The following is a 15,930-nucleotide window of genomic DNA, read 5'->3' as shown; positions in this document are numbered from 1 at the left end:
GGCCACATGATTGGTAACTGGAACTACGGCACCGGCCGTCGCAAGTCTTCCGTCGCCCGCGTCTTCATCAAGAAGGGCACCGGCCAGATCATCGTCAACGGCAAGCCCGTTGAGCAGTACTTCGGCCGTCAGACCTCCATCATGGTGGTCAAGCAGCCCCTGGTGCTGACCAACAACGCCGAACTGTTCGACATCAAGGTGAACGTTCACGGTGGTGGCGAATCCGGTCAAGCCGGCGCAGTGCGTCACGGTGTGACCCGCGCCCTGATCGACTACGACGCGACCCTGAAGCCCGAACTGAGCCGCGCTGGTTTCGTGACCCGCGATGCCCGTGAAGTCGAGCGTAAGAAGGTCGGCCTCCACGGCGCTCGTCGCAGGAAGCAGTTCAGCAAGCGCTGATCGACCCCACGGCTGGCTCTCGCTGGCTGTGCTGCACTGGTTGCGGCGCGGTCAGAGCCAACCCAACCCGCCCCTGGCCTTGGCCCCGGGCGGGTTTGTCATTCAGGGTGTCTGTTTTGTGGGGCGCATTGTTCCTACAATGGCGCCTCTTTGTTGAAAGGATGGAAGATGATCAAGGTTGGCATCGTCGGTGGCACCGGCTACACCGGGGTGGAATTGCTGCGCCTGCTGTCGCAGCACCCGCAGGCCCAGATCCAGGCCATCACGTCCCGCAAAGAGGCTGGCCTGCCCGTGGCTGACATGTACCCCAGCCTGCGCGGCCATGTCGATCTGGCCTTCGTCACGCCCGATGACGCCAAGCTCACCGAGTGCGACGTCGTCTTCTTCGCCACGCCCCATGGCGTCGCCATGGCCCAGGCCCGCGAGCTGCTGGCCGCTGGCGTCAAGGTCATCGACCTGGCCGCCGACTTCCGCCTGAAAGACACGGCCGTCTTCGAGCAGTGGTACGGCATGGCCCACACCTGCCCTGACCTGCTGGCCGAGGCCGTGTATGGCCTGCCCGAAATCAACCGCGAGGCCATCCAGAAGGCCCGCCTCATCGGCAACCCGGGTTGCTACCCGACGTCGGTGCAGCTGGGCTTTGCGCCGCTGCTCCAGCACAAGCTGATCGAGCCCACGCACCTGATTGCCAATTGCGCCTCGGGCGTGTCGGGTGCAGGCCGCAAGGCCGAGGTCCACACGCTGTTCCCCGAGTCGTCTGACAACTTCAAGGCCTATGGCGTCAAGGGCCACCGCCACGGCCCCGAGATCAACCAGCAGCTGCGCGCGATTGCGGGTGACGACTCGGTCAACTGCCTGTTCGTGCCCCACCTGCTGCCCATCATCCGCGGCATCCACTCGACGCTGTACGCGCGCCTCAACAGCGCGGGCCAGGCCGCCGACCTGCAAGCCATCTTCGAAAATGCCTACCGCGGCGAGCGCTTCGTGGATGTTCTGCCCGCAGGCAGCGCACCGGAGACCCGCAGCGTGCGCGCGTCGAACACCGTGCGCATCGCGGTGCACCGCCCGCAGCCCGACACCGTCATGGTGCTGGTGGTCGAGGACAACCTCACCAAGGGTGCCTCGGGCCAGGCCGTGCAGTGCATGAACCTGATGTGCGGCCTCGATGAGCACCTGGGCCTGACCGGCGTGCCCGTGCTGCCCTGATGCGCTGGCGACTGCTGCGCCGGCGGCTGTCCATCAGCTCGCCGCGCATGGCGGTGCGCAGCCACCTGCCCTGGCCCTTGCGCTGGGCGGTGGTGGCCGTCATGCTGGGTTTCTCAGGCGCGCTGGCCCTGTGGGCTTTCGAGTTCGGCCGAGGCCTGGCGGGCTTGCCTGGGCGCGACCTCGATGCGCAGCGCAGCCAGCTGGCCGAAGTGCGCCAGGCGCTGGACGCGGCCCGCCGTGACCGAGACCAGGCCCAGTCCATCGCCAATTCGGCGGACAGCCTGCTCAAGGCCGAGCGCGTCACCCAGCAAAAATTGGCCGAGCAGGTCAGGGCGCTGGAGGCCGAAACCCAGATGCTCAAGGCCGACCTGGGCTTTTTCGAGCGCCTGCTGCCCGCGGCGGGCGAGGGGCTGTCCATCCGGGGGCTGCAGATCGAAGCGGCGGGGGCAGGGCAATGGCGCTACCAGTTGCTGGTGATGCAGCAAGGTGGCCGCAGCCCGGCCGAGTTCCGCGGCACGGTCGAGCTCACCCTCGGCGCCCAGCGCGACGGCACACCCGGCTCGCAGCCGGCCGCAGTGTTCAAGCAGGCCGTGCAGTTCCGCCAGTACCGCCGCATCGACGGCATCCTCGTGGCCCCGCCGGGCGCGCAGCCGCGCCAGGTGCAAGTGCGCGTGCTGGACGAGGCCGGTGCCGTGCGTGCCACACAGGCGCAACCGCTGTGACCGCCATTGCCCTGGCTGTCGCCCCCGCTGCCACCGTGTGCTTCGCTTGGGCCGTGCATTGCGTCGCGCTCCCGCCCGAGCGGGGCATTGACCGGGGCGGCCGTCGGTGTAGGCTTGTGGGTTTGTCACCCTGGATGAGGATGCCGTGATGTCTGGATGGATGTTCAACTGGAAAAAGACGCCCCCCATTCGCACCTTGATCGGTGAGGGCACGGTCATCACGGGCGAAATCCGCTTCAGCGATGGCCTGCGCATCGACGGTGAGCTGCACGGCAATGTCACCTCCGTGGGCGACGGCCGCAGCCTGCTCGTCATCAGCGACAAAGCCCGCGTGCATGGCAAGGTCAGGGCCGGACATGTCATCATCAATGGCAGCGTGGAAGGCCCCGTGATGGCCGAGGAGTTGCTGGAGTTGCAGCCCAAGGCGCGCATCGTGGGCGACGTCCGCTACGAAGCCCTTGAAATGCACCAGGGCGCCACCATCGATGGTGAGTTGCGTGCCATGAAATCCGAGCCCAAACCCGGGCTCAAACTGGCGGCCAGCAGCGTGCCTGTGACCGGTGCGCCGCCTGCTGGCAGCGCCGACCGCGCCGCCTCCTGATCGTTCGTTCTTTTGTCATTGACCTGTTTTTCTCGGAGCCCCACATGACCGCCGTCGCCCAAGACACCGCCGCCCACTTCGCCGCCGATGCGGGCGAGATGCCTGCGCCCATCATCTTCACCGACGCGGCTGCGGGCAAGGTGGCCGAGCTGGTCGCCGAAGAGGGCAACCCCGACCTGAAGCTGCGCGTGTTCGTGCAAGGCGGCGGCTGCTCGGGCTTCCAGTACGGTTTCACCTTCGATGAAATCAGCAACGAAGACGACACCCAGATGTCCAAGAACGGCGTGACCTTGCTGATCGACGCCATGAGCCTGCAGTACCTGCTCGGCGCCGAAATCGATTACAAAGACGACCTCGAAGGCGCCCAGTTCGTCATCCGCAATCCGAACGCTCAGACCACCTGCGGCTGCGGTTCGAGTTTCTCGGTCTGATGCATCCAGCCCAGCCGGGTTGAGCCGGCTTGGGCGGTATCAGGCGGGATAAAGGGCGCCCAGCACCCGGGGCCCCTTGGCGCCGGTGACGGCGGGCAGGTTGCCCGCCAGTCGCTGCACGTGCGTCCAAGCCAGCCAGGCGAAGGCTGCTGCCTCGACCTGCATCGCGTCGAGCCCGTGGGCGTCTGAGCGTGCCACGTGCACGCCAGGCAGTTGCTCGCTCAGGCGCCGCATCAGGTCGCCGTTGAGCGCGCCGCCGCCACACACCACCACCTCTTGCGCATCCGGCGCGTGGGCCTGCACGGCCAGTGCGGCGCTGCGCGCGGTCAGCTCGCACAAGGTCGCCTGCACGTCGCGGGCCGTGTCGGGGTCGGCCTGGGGGCCATCGGTGAGGCCGTGTGGCGCCAGCCAGCGCTGCAGCCATTCGGCGTTGAACAGGTCGCGCCCGGTGCTCTTGGGTGGCGGCAGGGCGAAGTAGGGCTCGGCCAGCGCGTCTGACAACCACGCCTCCCGGGCGTTGCCGCCTGCGCCCCACTCGCCATTGGCGTCGTAGGCATGGCCGGTCTGGCACTCGCACCACATGTCCAGCAAGGCGTTGCCCGGGCCGCAGTCGAAGCCCAGCGGCGTCTGGCCTGGCCTGAGGATGCTGAGGTTGGCCATGCCGCCGATGTTCAGCACGACCACGGTGGCGTCGGGTCGCGCGAAGATGGCGTCGTGGAAAGCGGGCACCAGCGGTGCGCCCTGGCCACCTGCGGCCACATCACGGCTGCGGAAGTCGGCGACCACGTCGATGCCGGTCATCTCGGTCAACAAGGCCGGGTGGTTGAGCTGGCAGGTGTAGCCAAGGTCAGGGCGGTGTCGCACAGTCTGACCGTGGGCGCCGATGGCCGTGACCTCGGTGGGCAGCACGTCGGCTTCGGTGCACAGCGCGTGCACCACCGTGGCGTAGAGCACCACCAGCGCCTGTGAGGCTTCGGCGGCGCGGTGCAGTTCGTTCTCACCCGGTGTGTTGAGCGCCAGCATGGCCTGGCGCAGCGCGGGGGGGAAGGGGCGGTGGGCGTGCGCCAGCGTTTGCCAGCCTGTGCCTTGCCCGGCCGTGCGCTGCAGCAGCACGCCGTCCACGCCGTCCAGCGAAGTGCCCGACATCAGGCCGATGTACGTTTCGGCCGCTTGGCTGGGGCCCTCGCTCATGTGAGCTTCACTCGAAGCGTGGACCCGTGGCCGCGCCGGCCGTCTGCTGTTCGCTGGCCATGTTCAGGCGCTGCGCCACGTCCACGGCCATGCGGCGGAACTGGCCGAGCGCCAGCGGCGACAACTGCAGGCTTTCCGAAGCGCGGGCAATCGTCATCGGGTCAACCTGGCGGCCACCCACCTTGAATTCGAAATGCAGGTGCGGTCCCGTGGCCCAGCCCGTGGCGCCCACCGCGCCAATGCGCACACCCTGTTCGACCTGCTGACCACGGCGCACGTCGATGCGGCTGAGGTGGGCGTACACGGTGGTGCGGTCGCCGCTGTGCTGGATGTGCACGACGTTGCCGTAGCCATTTTGCTGGCCTGCGAAGCTCACCACGCCGTCACCCACCGCGCGGATGGGGGTGCCCGTCGGGGCGCCGAAGTCCACGCCGAGGTGGGCGCGCCACGTCTGGTGGATCGGGTGGAAGCGCATGGCGAAACCAGAGGTGACGCGGGAGAAGGCCAGCGGAGACGACAGGAAGGCGCGCACCTTGCTGCGCCCTGTGAGGTCGTAGTAGGCGCCCTTGCGACCAGGCTCCTGGAACCACACGGCGTCGTGCACCTTGTCCTTGTTGATGAAGCGCGCGGCCAGGACGCGGCCGGCCACATTGCCCCAGGTCACCGGCTCGCCATCGGCCAGCAGCGCGTCATAAAGCACGCTGAAGGCATCGCCCTTGCGCAGCTCGCGGCGAAAATCGATGTCGGTGCCGAAGATTTCGGCCAGCTGGTTGGTCACGCCATCGGGCAGGCGGGCGTCGTCGGCCGCGGCGTACAGCGAGGACTGGATGGTGCCGGAGCCCATCTGCGGGCGGCGGTCCAGCGGCGCGACTTCCTTGCGCACCACGAAGCCCGCATGAGCGGCGCCGGTCTGGCGCTCGATGGTCAGGCGGGTGAAGTGGGTGTCGATGTCGCTGGTGGTGTCGGCTGGGCCGCGCACGACCAGCTGGCGCAGTTGGCCATCTTCCACCGTGGCTTTGACCGACTTGCCGATGCGACCCTGCAGCACGGTGGCTGCCAGCGGATCATTGCGGATGAAGGCGGCGGCTTCGGCGTCGTCCACACCCAGGCGGGCCAGCAGGCTGTCGGCGGTGTCGGCCGAGCGGGTGACATCGCTGCGGAACAGCGTCAGCGACTGCATGTCCAGGCGTTGCAACTGCTCGGGCAGTGCTGCGGACGTGACCGGCTGGATGATCTGGGTGATGAGCGGGGGCGCCACATCTGGCAGCGCTGACAGCGGCGCCACACCGAAGGCGGTGAAGGCCGAGCCAGCCAGCAGGGTCAGCACAGCGGCGCTGACACGGCGCGGATGGCGGTGTGCGGCGGACTGGAGGTCTTCAGCGATTTGTGCGAGCCGTGCGAACGAGAAAGCCTGGTTCAAAACGTGTGTTCCTGTCTGGAGCCGCTGCTGCTGCGCGTCACCTAAAATCTGCCCTCGCCCGCGCGCAATGTCTGTGCCGGACGCCATGCAAGCTGCGAAGTATAGCGGCGGCTCCCGCCCCTACCGCATGCTGATTTTCACCTGTTGGCCCACCATGTCTCCATCCGAAAAAGCACCCGAAACCCTGGCTGATGCCGCCCCAGCCCAGCACCCCGTCACCGACCGCGTGCGCGAGGCCCTGGCCATCACGCAGCGTGGCGTGGACGAACTGCTGCCCGAGGCCGAATGGGTGCGCAAGCTGGCACGCTCCGAAGCCACGGGGGTGCCGCTGCGGGTCAAACTGGGCCTGGACCCGACCGCGCCGGACATCCACCTCGGTCACACCGTCGTGCTGAACAAACTGCGTCAACTCCAGGATATCGGTCACCAGGTGATTTTCTTGATCGGGGACTTCACCTCGCTGATCGGCGACCCGTCGGGCCGCAACACCACGCGCCCGCCGCTCACGCCCGAGCAGGTCAAGGCCAATGCCGAGACCTACTACAAACAGGCCAGCCTGGTCCTCGACCCTGCCAAAACCGAGATCCGCTACAACAGCGAGTGGTGCGACGCCCTGGGCGCCCGCGGCATGATCCAGCTCGCCAGCCGCTACACCGTGGCGCGGATGATGGAGCGCAATGACTTCCACGACCGCTTCCACGCCGGCACCTCCATCAGCGTCCACGAATTCCTCTACCCGCTGATGCAGGGCTACGACTCGGTTGCGCTGAAGTCCGACCTGGAACTCGGCGGCACCGACCAGAAGTTCAACCTGCTGATGGGGCGCCACCTGCAGGCCGAATATGGCCAGGAAGCCCAGTGCATCCTGACCATGCCCCTGCTGGTGGGCCTGGACGGCGTCGAGAAGATGTCCAAGTCCAAGAACAACTACATCGGCATCAGCGAAGCGCCCAACGACATGTTCGGCAAGCTCATGAGCATCAGCGACGGCCTGATGTGGTCTTACTTCACCCTGCTGAGCTTCCGCTCGCTCGACGACATCGCACAGCTCAAAGCCGAGTGCGCCGCGGGCCGCAACCCGCGCGATGCCAAGGTCGCGCTGGGCCAGGAAATCGTGGCGCGCTTCCACGGCGCGGCCGCGGCCGACACAGCCCTGCAGGACTTCGTCAACCGATCGAAGGGTGGCGTGCCGGACGACATCCCCGAGCTGACGCTCACCGCGCCGGCGGAGGGCTTGGGCATCGGCGCCTTGCTCAAGCAGGCGGGCCTGGTGCCCTCCAGCAGCGAGGCCATGCGCATGATCGAGCAGGGCGGTGTGCGCATCGACGGCGACGTTGTCAGCGACAAGGCGCTGCGCCTGTCCAGCGGGCAGTTCGTCGTGCAGGTGGGCAAACGCAAATTTGCCCGCGTCACCGTGGCTTGATCTCGACGCTCCGGAAGAACTTGTTGGCTTGTTGGGTTCATTTGGCGACATCTGCTTCTTAAAGGCGCGCAACGCAGGATCGGTGGCCACAAAATCACGCTTAGGTACTTCCACTACCCTTGGCTGAGGGGCTCGTCGTGGCATCGCACCCCAGGGTTGACGGTTTGTTGCAATCGACGGGAATTTCCACGTGGTCTTTGCTTCTGGCATCACGCAAGATCAGAACAACGTAGATCCGAGAGGGCTACCGATACCCCGGGGAGGTTGCGAACGCCTTGGGGTTGCAAGCAGTTTTCACACAAGCAAGTTCGCATACGAGTGGAGATCACAATGAAATTCAAGTTCAAGAGCTTGGTCATCGCCAGCGCCTTCATGGCCGCTGGTGGCGCACACGCCGTCACCGCCACCATCAACCAGGGCGAGTCCCTGGCCTATGGTGACTACACCATCAGCGGTCTGACCGGTTCGGGCACCCTGACGTTCTCGCAAGACCTGCTGGACACCCTGAACCTGGGTGTTGTTGGCGTGACCGGTGTGGCCCCCGCCACTCCGACCATCACCGGCCCCGTCGGTGGCTACACCGCAGCCAGCGCGGCTGCCCCTGTGCTGTCGCTGACCGGCACCGGCACCGGTGCTGACATCACCATCATCGGCGTCGGTACCGAGGGCGGCGCCACCCAGACCGTGACCCTGGACAGCGTTGACGCTGGCGTGGCCAACGGCACCGGTTTCGTCACGATCAAGGACCTGCGCGTTGACCTGGTCAACCAGGACGTCTATGCCACCATCGTTGGTGACAACGGCGTTGGCACCCAAGAGAACGTGAAGGTTTGGCGTTACCAGGAAATCTTGGGCGACACCACCTTCAACCTGGACGCCATCATCGCTGCCGGCGGCACCTACACCGCCAACACCACGCTGCGCAACCTGCAGATTTACAGCGGGGCCTATAACCTGCTCGTCCAGGGCACGAACCTGAATGGTCTGGGTGCTGACGCCCTGGCTGGTGTGAACAACGGCGCGATCGGCTACGGCACCATCACGTCCTCTATCACCGTGTCCGTCTCCAAGGTCACGCCCGCTGTGCCCGAACCCGGCACCTATGCCCTGATGGGCGTGGGTCTGGCTGCCATCGGCTTCGCTGCCCGTCGCAAGGCTCGCTGATTCGAGGAGGGGCACCCCGGGGCGCCCCGCCCCCCGATGCGGGGGGTTTGGCTCCAAATAGTGCCCATTTTCCGCGTTCAGCGGTCGCCTGCAGGAGCTTCCCTGATGCTCAAGCAGGCTCAGACCCCTAAAGTGACAACATGACGGCGCCGTTGCCAACCAACATGCAACGGTCTCCGATTGAAAACCCCCATGTGGAGAGATTCATGAACTTCAACAAAAGCCTGATCGCCGCTTCTGCCTTCGTCGCACTGGCCGGCGCCGCCCACGCTGCGGTCGAAACCAAGACCCTGACCACCACCGGCGCCACCACCAGCGTGGACAGCAACGGCTACACCTTCAGCCAGCTGTCTGGCACCGGTTCGCTGGGCTTCTCGAGCTCGCTGATCACCGCGTTGAACCTGGCCCAGGTGAAAGTTGCTCCCGTGGCGCCTGCCACCGTCGCACCGACCACCTCGACCACGAGCACCGGCATCGTGCGTTACACCTCGGTGAGCGCAGCCGCCCCCGTGACCAGCCTGACCAGCAATTTCGACGGCGCCACCCTGAACGTGACCAACGTGGGCACCGCCGGCGGCGCCCTGCAGACCACGCTGAAGAACAGCGCCACCAACGGCCCTGGCGAACTGAGCATCTCCAACCTGCAGGTGGACCTCACCAACAAGATCATCTACGCCGACATCTTGGGCAACAGCACGGCCTCGGCCGCTGGCTTCACCTACGGCTCGGTCAACCTGAGCCGCTACGCGCTGTGGTCCTTCGACAGCATCTCCGGCCCCACCTCGTTTGGCGTGAATTCCGGCACCACCACCATCGGCGGCCAGAACACCATCACGGGTCTGTTCCTGGTGAATTCGGCTGACATCGACAACATCTTCGTCAAGACCTTGGGCCTGAACAACACCGGCCGCTCGGGCATCACCTCGGTGAACACCCGCGTTTCTGCGACCGGCGTTGTCAACACCGCTGGTTTCGGCTCCATCCTGTCGAACATCACGGCGTCTGTTGCTCCTGTGTCCCAGGTGCCTGAGCCCAGCACCTACGTGCTGATGGGCCTGGGCCTGGTGGGTCTCGGCCTGGCACGCCGCCGCGCGGCACGTTGATGCCAGACGCCGTCGTTTGACGGCGTGAGCGAGAGGTGTCAAACCCCTTCCATGGAGGGTATGACACCTCTTTTTTTTAGTGCGCCGTGGCGTGCTGCACCGTTTCGGAGACCGCAGTGAAATTCAAGAAGTGTTTGCCCGTCGCCTGTGCGTTCATGGCCGCCAGCGGCATGGCCCAGGCCAGCTCTTACACCCTGGAAAAGAACGCCAGCATCACGGACCAGGGATACACCGTGAGTCAACTCAGCGGTGAAGGCGCCCTGAGCTTCTCCAATGTGCTGCTCACTGCGCTCAACCTGGCGTCCGTGAAGCTGTCTGCCGTGGAGCCTGCCACGGTCGCGTTCAACACCAGTACCAGTTCGACTGGCATCGTGCGGTACGTCAACGGCAGCGTGAGTGCCAAGGCGCCCGTGACCAGCATCACCGGCTCGTTCGACGGCACAACGGTCAACGTCACTGGTGTGCAAACGTCGGGCGGCTCGCTGCAGACAGTGACCACCAGCCAGGCCACCTTGGGCCCTGGGTCGCTGAGCATTTCCAACCTGCGCGTTGACCTGTCGCGCTACACCGCCGGCACCACCGCTTCCATCGACATCTATGCCGATTTGAGTGGTGGCAATGGCTTTGCGCCTTTGTCGAACTACCGGCTCTGGACGGCGGACACGCTCACGGGCCCCACCACGTTCACGGTCAACGGAGCGCCTCAGCTGTTTTCTGCCACCAACACCTTGTCCGGTATTTTCCTGGCCAACGCGACAGACATTGACAACATCTTTGTCAAAGCGCTCAACCTCAACAACACGGGGCGCTCTGGGATCAATTCGGTCAACAACCGCACGCTGACCAATGTGGACGGCTTTGGCCGGATCACGTCCACCATTTCGGCGTTTGCCCAACCCGTTGCCGCGCCTGTTCCGGAGCCCAGCACCCTTGCCATGCTGAGCCTGGGCCTCGTCGGCATCGCCGCGGTGGGTTCAGTGCGCCGTCGCGCACAACCTTGAGGCCTCGCGGCTTGCACGTTTCTCAGATGCCGGATGTTGGGTGAAGCCCCAGGGCGCGCCGCCCGTCCATCAAGCAGACTTTCAACCGAAAGCAGCCCGCATCGAGGTTGCCTTGGAGACACCATGTATTTTTCGTACGACCGTGTTGCCGGTGTGAGGCGCATTGCCGCGCTGTTGCTGGCCACTGCCGGGGCTTGTGCCGCCTTGCCGACAGCCGCTCAGCAACTGCCCAACTCGATCTTCCCCGCAGGCTGGGACAGCAAGGTCCGTGACCGCCTGTTCATGCGCATTGGTTACACCTCGGTGATCACCAAAACGAAATCCGAAGATGCCCGCGATCTGTCTGGTTTTGTGCTGAGCCGCAGCGACATCTCGAGTGCGATCGACACCGCCACCATCTGCACCACCAACCCCTCCGACCCGCGGGTCGCGGGCCTGAATTGCGCGCGCTACGACGCGCAGGATGGGGGTACCGGCATCACGTGGGATCTGTTTGTACGAGACCGCATTTTGCGTGATGGTCTGGACGCTGAAGGTGTGGCTGGCATTGGCACGCCACCGGGCATCAGGGCCAGGGCGCAGAAAAACATTGGCACGCCCACGGTGTCGATGGGTTACTGGCTCGACCAGGAACGCAAATGGCTGTTGGAGGGTTTCGTGCTGGCGGCGCCACTGAAGGTGAACATCACCGGCGACGGCACGAATCCGAGTGGGCAGCCCAACGGGATCAACGGCAAGGTCATCGCGACCACGAAACTTCTGCCGCCTCTGGTGATCGGCAGTTACAACTTCGGTGAAGCCAACGCGATGTTCCGCCCTTATGTCGGTGTGGGCGCCATGTACGCCGTTTTCTTCGGCGCCAAGGCCACGCCTGAACTGGAGCGATACGTCGGTGGCCCGACCACCATCACCACCAAGAACACCTTTGGCTTCGGCCCCTTCCTCGGTTTGAAGACGGCCATCAATGAGGACTGGCACATCAACGTCTCGGTGGGCCGCATTGGCCTGAGAGCCGAGTCGCGGCTTGTGACGTCGAACACGCAGATTCGCTCTGGGGATCCAGTCATTGCCGACCTGTCGCCCGGACTCTCCACGGCGATCACGGAGGGTGACGGCATCCTCATTGGTGACGGCACGGTGCCTGCGTCCACCTTGGTCAACGAACTTGTCGCCTTCAACAAAGGCCAGACCAGCTTGGGTACCTTCGTGCGCGAGCAAAAAATGAAGCTGACCAACACGATCATCACCGTGAGCGTGGGCATGGATTTCTGAACGACCTAGGGTGATCCCTTGCTTGGTGTGAGGGGGCCATTGCCCGCTGTCGTGCTTTAGCTCACACGCTGCGGTGGCTTATCCCCCGATCGTGGGGGGGGTATCTCGCGATCGGTCCCGGCATGATGACTGCGTTGCCAGACACGTTGTTTGGCCGTCTCTTCAACATGCCGGAGCCCTCCATGCTTGTCCGCTCGATCCGCCTCAGCGCCCTCACCGTGGCCGCATTTTTCGCGACCGCTTCTGCCCACGCCCTGACCCTGCCCACCAGCGCCTTGGTGGCCAATTCGGTGCAGGCATTCACCCAGGACAACCTGGATTCCTTCACCACGGTGAACCTCGTTGTGGAGCCCCGCGGCACCACTTATGTGGACAAGGCAGCGCCTGCTGGCTCGGAAACGCCCGTGGCGTTCGGCTTCCCCATCACCAAAATTGTCATCGGTGCGACGCTCAGCATCCAGTCCGGGACTGCGAGTGGCGCGGCACTGTATTTCAACCGCCTCAACGATGACACCGGCGCACGCCTTGGCCTGACCTTGGCCAATTTCACGATCAATTACCTGAGCAAGCAGGTGTTGGCAGATACCACCCCCAAAGGTGGTATCACCGTGAAGCAAATGCCGCTCTATAACTTCACCACGAACGCCCCGCTGGCGTTGAAATACAAATTCCCCCTGACCATCGTGCTGCACGAGCAGCTGGGCAGCCTGAAACTCACCACGCAGGCCAAGCAGGCGTTGATCCAGGCACTCGAACTGCCCGAGGTCACACAGCCCGCACTTGACTTTGACTTCGGCACGCTGACGCAGGACGTGAACGCCCAGTTCCGTGCCCGCCCAGTCAATGCGACGCCCTACGTTGCGAAGTAAGCACAGATTTTCCGTCATGCAAAAAAGCGGCCTCACGGGGCCGCTTTTTTCATGGCCGATCAAGATTCAAATGCCCCGGGAAGAATCTCCGCCAAATCTCGGAAACCCTAGTTTCGCGACCCGTTAATCGCTCCGGGTTTGCCCTTGACGGTGTGGAAAGTTGCTCGGATTCCCTAGCCCCCGACACTTATTCGCGGGGTCTGCATTTCTGGGTATCTTGAGAAGATGAATCCAACGAACACACAACGTGATCGCCAGTGCCCCCAACCGTGATCCCTAAGGAGAACCCATGAAAGCCTTCGCAGTTTCTTTCCGCGTCGCCGCAGCAACCGCCTTCGTCTTTGCCGCCTCCGCAGCCCACGCCGACCTGACCCTGCCGCTCAACTGCACCAAGTCGAATTCGGTGCAGGCCTTCACCCAGGACAACCTGGACTCGTTCGACCTGGTCAACCTCTCTGTGCGCGCCAAGGGCAACGCCACGCCCGTGGGCGAGATGCTCACCGGCGGCAACACCGGCGCAACGTTCTACCGCGCCTACAGCTTCCCGGTCACCAAGGTGGTGGCCGGTTCGAACCTGGCCATCAAGTCCGGCTCGGCTGTCGGCTCTGCCCTGTTCTTTGACCGCACCGACGACGACACCGGCTCGAAGTTCGGCCTGACCCTGGCAAACTTCACCATCGACTACGTCAACAAGCAGGTCACCGCTGACATCACCCCCATGGGTGGCGTCGCCATGGCCCAGCAGCCGATCTACACCTTCGAGGTGGACTCGGCCCTGGCCCTCAAGTACAAGTTCCCTCTGACGGTGACGGGCCATGAGGTCCTGAAGAACCTGGCCCTGACCCCTGTTGCCAAGGCTGCCCTGATCTCCTCCCTGCAACTGCCTGACATCGCGCTGCCTGCCCTGGACTTCAACTTCGGCACCCTGACCCAGGACATCAGCACCAACCTGCGCTCGACCTGCGCTTCCTCCAAGCCCTACGTGGCCAAGTGATTCTGGCGGGGCGGCTGGTCCGCCCCTGAGCGCCCAGGCGCTCGCCAAAGAGCCAAACCAGTCAGTGCGAGCTGACTGGTTTTTTTTGTGCGGTGCTCGTGCGGTGCTGTCGTTTGTGTCGCAGCCCCGGAGAAGTGGCCAGCGAGCGCTGGCATGCGCTCAAGCCTCAGGGTGACGCGTGCTGCCTTGCGCCAGTGGCAGCGCTGGCTCCGGATGCCAGTGGTGCATGAGCACGCCCGGATCATCGACTTCCACCGGTTGGGTGGGGTAGCGGTTCATGAGCCGGTGCAGGGCGTGGTCGGAGTCCAGGTGGATGAGTTCGGAGAACAGTTCCCGGTCGAATCCAACGGGCAGTCTGGGTTGCTGCCCCACCGTGGCATGGACGATGAGGTGGTGGCGCAGGGCTTCATGCAACTGGAGCAGTGTGCTGGGCTTGCGCATGAGGATGTCGGCGGGGATGAGAAACCAGCCGCACGACTTGGGACTCATCTGAACGCCCGCCCGCAGGGCGCTCACCAGGAGTTGCCGATCGGAGCTGGGCGGCAGGCTCACCACGCTGGCGCAGGAGGATTGGCACCATTCGTGCCACGCGCTGAGCGCTGCCTGGGGCGCCACGACGAGCACGTCCAGGTCGGCTTCGGCGCATTGCGCCACCGTGCGGTTCATGCTGTGCAGGAGCATGCTCCCGGTTTGACCACATGCCTGATGCGGGACCGCAATGATGGCTGTGGCGCGTGAGTCCATGTCCTGTCTCCTGGGTTTGAGTGTGAATCCCCGAAGTGGGTGTCGCCAGCGCGGATTCACCTAAGTGCATACCCGGGCGAAGGCTTGATTCGTGTCATTCCCAAGGGCAATCAAAACGAGCCATACTTTCACCATGGATAAATCGAGCATGGATCTGGCGCGCATGCGCAAAAGCTACGAACAGGCTGCTTTGGACGAGGCGCACGTGCAGGCGCGTCCCAACGACCAGTTCCACCTCTGGCTGGAGGAGGCCGTGAAGTCTCGTGCCCTGGAGCCGAGCGCGATGACACTGGCCACGGTGGGTGCCAACGGCCGTCCCTCCACCCGGGTGCTCCTGCTCAAGGGTGCGGATGCACAGGGCTTGGTCTGGTTCACCAACTATCAGAGCCGCAAGGGCCAGGATCTGGCCGCGAACCAGCACGCTGCGATGCAGTTCTTCTGGCCCGAACTCGAACGGGTGGTGCGCATCGAGGGGCGTGTCGAGCAGGTGTCTGCCGAGGAGTCCGACGCGTACTTTCACAGCCGGCCCCTGGGCTCCCGCATCGGTGCCTGGGCATCTCCCCAGAGCAGCGTGCTGAGCTCGCGTGAAACCTTGGAGCGCTCCTGGGCCGACCTCCAGGCGAGCCTGGGCGACGCCCCCCCGAGGCCTGCCCATTGGGGTGGATACCGCCTGCTGCCCGACCGTTGGGAGTTCTGGCAGGGCCGTCCGTCGCGACTTCATGATCGCATCGCCTACGAGCAGCAGGCCGACGGCAGTTGGCTGATCAGTCGGCTGGCGCCCTGAGGTACTCAGTCAGGCGCTTTCAGCAGGGCGGCGAAAGTGCGTTGGAACTTGGCCAACTTGGGCCTGACGATCACCGTGCAGTAGCCTTGGTAAGGGTTCTCGGCCACATAGCCCTGATGGTAGGCCTCGGCTGGGTGGTAGTTGGCCACCTGCGCGATTTCCGTCACGATGGGGGCGTCGAATGCACCGCTGTCTGACAGTTCACCGATCACTTGGCGCGCTGTTTCAACCTGCGCCCCGTCGTGCGTGTAGATGCCGGAGCGGTACTGCGTGCCCACGTCGTTGCCTTGCCTGTTCAGCGTGGTGGGATCGTGGAGGCTGAAGAAGACGGTCAGCAACTGGCGGTAGCTGATGCGTTCGGGGTCGAAAGTGACCCTGACGACTTCGGCGTGGCCGGTGGTGCCGCTGCAGACGGCTTCGTAGCTGGGCGAGGGGTGGTGGCCATTGCTGTAGCCTGATTCGGCCAGCACCACGCCACCGAGTTGGTTGAAGGCGGCCTCAAGGCACCAGAAACAGCCGCCGCCCAGCGTGGCTTGTTGCAGGTGTGGCGAGTCGGTGATGGCGTTGGTGGTGGGCATCTTGTCGTCCGGTGGCGGTTGTCTTGCG

General features: G+C 64.7%; 17 protein-coding genes. 13 read left to right on the top strand and 4 right to left on the bottom strand.

What is annotated here, in order from left to right:
* Positions 1 to 6 precede the first annotated feature (6 nt).
* The 5 genes from rpsI (at position 7) to erpA (ending at position 3,359) form a co-directional block, all read left to right on the top strand.
* Entirely contained in the window at positions 7 to 399 is a 393-nt protein-coding gene (rpsI, locus tag EV672_RS05635) for a 30S ribosomal protein S9 (RefSeq protein WP_133607094.1), read from the top strand.
* A gap of 168 nt (positions 400 to 567) precedes the next feature.
* Positions 568 to 1,605 (top strand): N-acetyl-gamma-glutamyl-phosphate reductase, encoded by a 1,038-nt coding sequence (gene argC, locus EV672_RS05630; RefSeq protein ID WP_133607092.1) that lies wholly within the window; start codon positions 568 to 570, stop codon positions 1,603 to 1,605.
* The gene (locus EV672_RS05625; RefSeq protein ID WP_133607090.1) at positions 1,605 to 2,327 is read left to right on the top strand and encodes a DUF6776 family protein; all 723 of its coding nucleotides are present in this window, start codon (positions 1,605 to 1,607) and stop codon (positions 2,325 to 2,327) included. Before argC ends, EV672_RS05625 begins: the two co-directional genes overlap by 1 nt.
* A gap of 160 nt (positions 2,328 to 2,487) precedes the next feature.
* Complete coding sequence (locus EV672_RS05620; protein WP_133607393.1) at positions 2,488 to 2,928, top strand: bactofilin family protein; 441 nt, start codon at positions 2,488 to 2,490, stop codon at positions 2,926 to 2,928.
* 44 nt (positions 2,929 to 2,972) lie between these two features.
* Positions 2,973 to 3,359: an iron-sulfur cluster insertion protein ErpA gene (gene erpA, locus EV672_RS05615; protein ID WP_133607088.1), complete on the top strand. Its 387-nt coding sequence runs from the start codon at positions 2,973 to 2,975 to the stop codon at positions 3,357 to 3,359.
* 39 nt (positions 3,360 to 3,398) lie between these two features.
* Here erpA and EV672_RS05610 read toward each other — a convergent pair whose 3' ends face one another.
* Positions 3,399 to 4,550 (bottom strand): anhydro-N-acetylmuramic acid kinase, encoded by a 1,152-nt coding sequence (locus tag EV672_RS05610; protein WP_133607086.1) that lies wholly within the window; start codon positions 4,548 to 4,550, stop codon positions 3,399 to 3,401.
* 7 nt (positions 4,551 to 4,557) lie between these two features.
* Positions 4,558 to 5,970 (bottom strand): M23 family metallopeptidase, encoded by a 1,413-nt coding sequence (locus EV672_RS05605; RefSeq protein ID WP_243738540.1) that lies wholly within the window; start codon positions 5,968 to 5,970, stop codon positions 4,558 to 4,560.
* 154 nt (positions 5,971 to 6,124) lie between these two features.
* Between EV672_RS05605 and tyrS the strand changes: the two genes are divergently transcribed.
* The 7 genes from tyrS (at position 6,125) to EV672_RS05570 (ending at position 13,796) form a co-directional block, all read left to right on the top strand.
* Positions 6,125 to 7,393 (top strand): tyrosine--tRNA ligase, encoded by a 1,269-nt coding sequence (tyrS, locus tag EV672_RS05600; RefSeq protein ID WP_133607082.1) that lies wholly within the window; start codon positions 6,125 to 6,127, stop codon positions 7,391 to 7,393.
* Between the two features lie 330 nt (positions 7,394 to 7,723).
* On the top strand, positions 7,724 to 8,557 hold the full coding sequence (locus EV672_RS05595) for a PEP-CTERM sorting domain-containing protein (RefSeq protein ID WP_208110715.1): 834 nt from the start codon (positions 7,724 to 7,726) through the stop codon (positions 8,555 to 8,557).
* A 206-nt stretch (positions 8,558 to 8,763) separates the two neighbouring features.
* A complete protein-coding gene (locus EV672_RS05590; RefSeq protein WP_166643470.1) occupies positions 8,764 to 9,660 on the top strand; it encodes a PEP-CTERM sorting domain-containing protein in 897 nt (298 codons plus the stop codon).
* 305 nt (positions 9,661 to 9,965) lie between these two features.
* A complete protein-coding gene (locus EV672_RS05585; protein WP_166643469.1) occupies positions 9,966 to 10,661 on the top strand; it encodes a PEP-CTERM sorting domain-containing protein in 696 nt (231 codons plus the stop codon).
* 123 nt (positions 10,662 to 10,784) lie between these two features.
* Positions 10,785 to 11,933, top strand: a complete 1,149-nt coding sequence (locus EV672_RS05580) for an OmpW/AlkL family protein (RefSeq protein WP_166643468.1) — start codon at positions 10,785 to 10,787, stop codon at positions 11,931 to 11,933.
* A 122-nt stretch (positions 11,934 to 12,055) separates the two neighbouring features.
* Complete coding sequence (locus tag EV672_RS05575) at positions 12,056 to 12,802, top strand: hypothetical protein (protein WP_133607074.1); 747 nt, start codon at positions 12,056 to 12,058, stop codon at positions 12,800 to 12,802.
* A 289-nt stretch (positions 12,803 to 13,091) separates the two neighbouring features.
* Positions 13,092 to 13,796, top strand: coding sequence for a hypothetical protein (locus EV672_RS05570; RefSeq protein WP_133607072.1), 705 nt, complete (start codon positions 13,092 to 13,094; stop codon positions 13,794 to 13,796).
* Between the two features lie 159 nt (positions 13,797 to 13,955).
* Here the strand turns inward: EV672_RS05570 and EV672_RS05565 are convergent, their stop codons facing one another.
* Positions 13,956 to 14,477 (bottom strand): NTP transferase domain-containing protein, encoded by a 522-nt coding sequence (locus tag EV672_RS05565; RefSeq protein WP_166643467.1) that lies wholly within the window; start codon positions 14,475 to 14,477, stop codon positions 13,956 to 13,958.
* 211 nt (positions 14,478 to 14,688) lie between these two features.
* Here EV672_RS05565 and pdxH point away from each other — a divergent pair, with 211 nt between their 5' ends.
* Positions 14,689 to 15,324: a pyridoxamine 5'-phosphate oxidase gene (gene pdxH / locus EV672_RS05560; protein ID WP_208110714.1), complete on the top strand. Its 636-nt coding sequence runs from the start codon at positions 14,689 to 14,691 to the stop codon at positions 15,322 to 15,324.
* Between the two features lie 5 nt (positions 15,325 to 15,329).
* Here the strand turns inward: pdxH and msrA are convergent, their stop codons facing one another.
* Positions 15,330 to 15,902: a peptide-methionine (S)-S-oxide reductase MsrA gene (gene msrA / locus EV672_RS05555; protein WP_133607066.1), complete on the bottom strand. Its 573-nt coding sequence runs from the start codon at positions 15,900 to 15,902 to the stop codon at positions 15,330 to 15,332.
* Positions 15,903 to 15,930 lie beyond the last annotated feature (28 nt).

Source organism: Aquabacterium commune (assembly GCF_004362855.1).
In the GTDB taxonomy this organism is placed as follows: Bacteria; Pseudomonadota; Gammaproteobacteria; order Burkholderiales; family Burkholderiaceae_C; genus Aquabacterium; species Aquabacterium commune.
Note: the sequence above shows the minus strand (reverse complement) of the source record. Positions and strands in the feature narration are given on the sequence as shown.

Bases quoted from the DNA above. Each gene is read 5' to 3' on its own strand.
- EV672_RS05575 (WP_133607074.1), top strand. From the start codon at position 12,056: ATGATGACTGCGTTGCCAGACACGTTGTTTGGCCGTCTCTTCAACATG.
- EV672_RS05625 (WP_133607090.1), top strand. From the start codon at position 1,605: ATGCGCTGGCGACTGCTGCGCCGGCGGCTGTCCATCAGCTCGCCGCGC.
- EV672_RS05565 (WP_166643467.1), bottom strand. From the start codon at position 14,477: ATGCTCCTGCACAGCATGAACCGCACGGTGGCGCAATGCGCCGAAGCC.
- EV672_RS05620 (WP_133607393.1), top strand. From the start codon at position 2,488: ATGTTCAACTGGAAAAAGACGCCCCCCATTCGCACCTTGATCGGTGAG.
- EV672_RS05610 (WP_133607086.1), bottom strand. From the start codon at position 4,550: ATGAGCGAGGGCCCCAGCCAAGCGGCCGAAACGTACATCGGCCTGATG.
- EV672_RS05570 (WP_133607072.1), top strand. From the start codon at position 13,092: ATGAAAGCCTTCGCAGTTTCTTTCCGCGTCGCCGCAGCAACCGCCTTC.
- EV672_RS05590 (WP_166643470.1), top strand. From the start codon at position 8,764: ATGAACTTCAACAAAAGCCTGATCGCCGCTTCTGCCTTCGTCGCACTG.
- erpA (WP_133607088.1), top strand. From the start codon at position 2,973: ATGACCGCCGTCGCCCAAGACACCGCCGCCCACTTCGCCGCCGATGCG.
- msrA (WP_133607066.1), bottom strand. From the start codon at position 15,902: ATGCCCACCACCAACGCCATCACCGACTCGCCACACCTGCAACAAGCC.
- rpsI (WP_133607094.1), top strand. From the start codon at position 7: ATGATTGGTAACTGGAACTACGGCACCGGCCGTCGCAAGTCTTCCGTC.
- EV672_RS05595 (WP_208110715.1), top strand. From the start codon at position 7,724: ATGAAATTCAAGTTCAAGAGCTTGGTCATCGCCAGCGCCTTCATGGCC.
- pdxH (WP_208110714.1), top strand. From the start codon at position 14,689: ATGGATCTGGCGCGCATGCGCAAAAGCTACGAACAGGCTGCTTTGGAC.
- argC (WP_133607092.1), top strand. From the start codon at position 568: ATGATCAAGGTTGGCATCGTCGGTGGCACCGGCTACACCGGGGTGGAA.
- EV672_RS05580 (WP_166643468.1), top strand. From the start codon at position 10,785: ATGTATTTTTCGTACGACCGTGTTGCCGGTGTGAGGCGCATTGCCGCG.
- tyrS (WP_133607082.1), top strand. From the start codon at position 6,125: ATGTCTCCATCCGAAAAAGCACCCGAAACCCTGGCTGATGCCGCCCCA.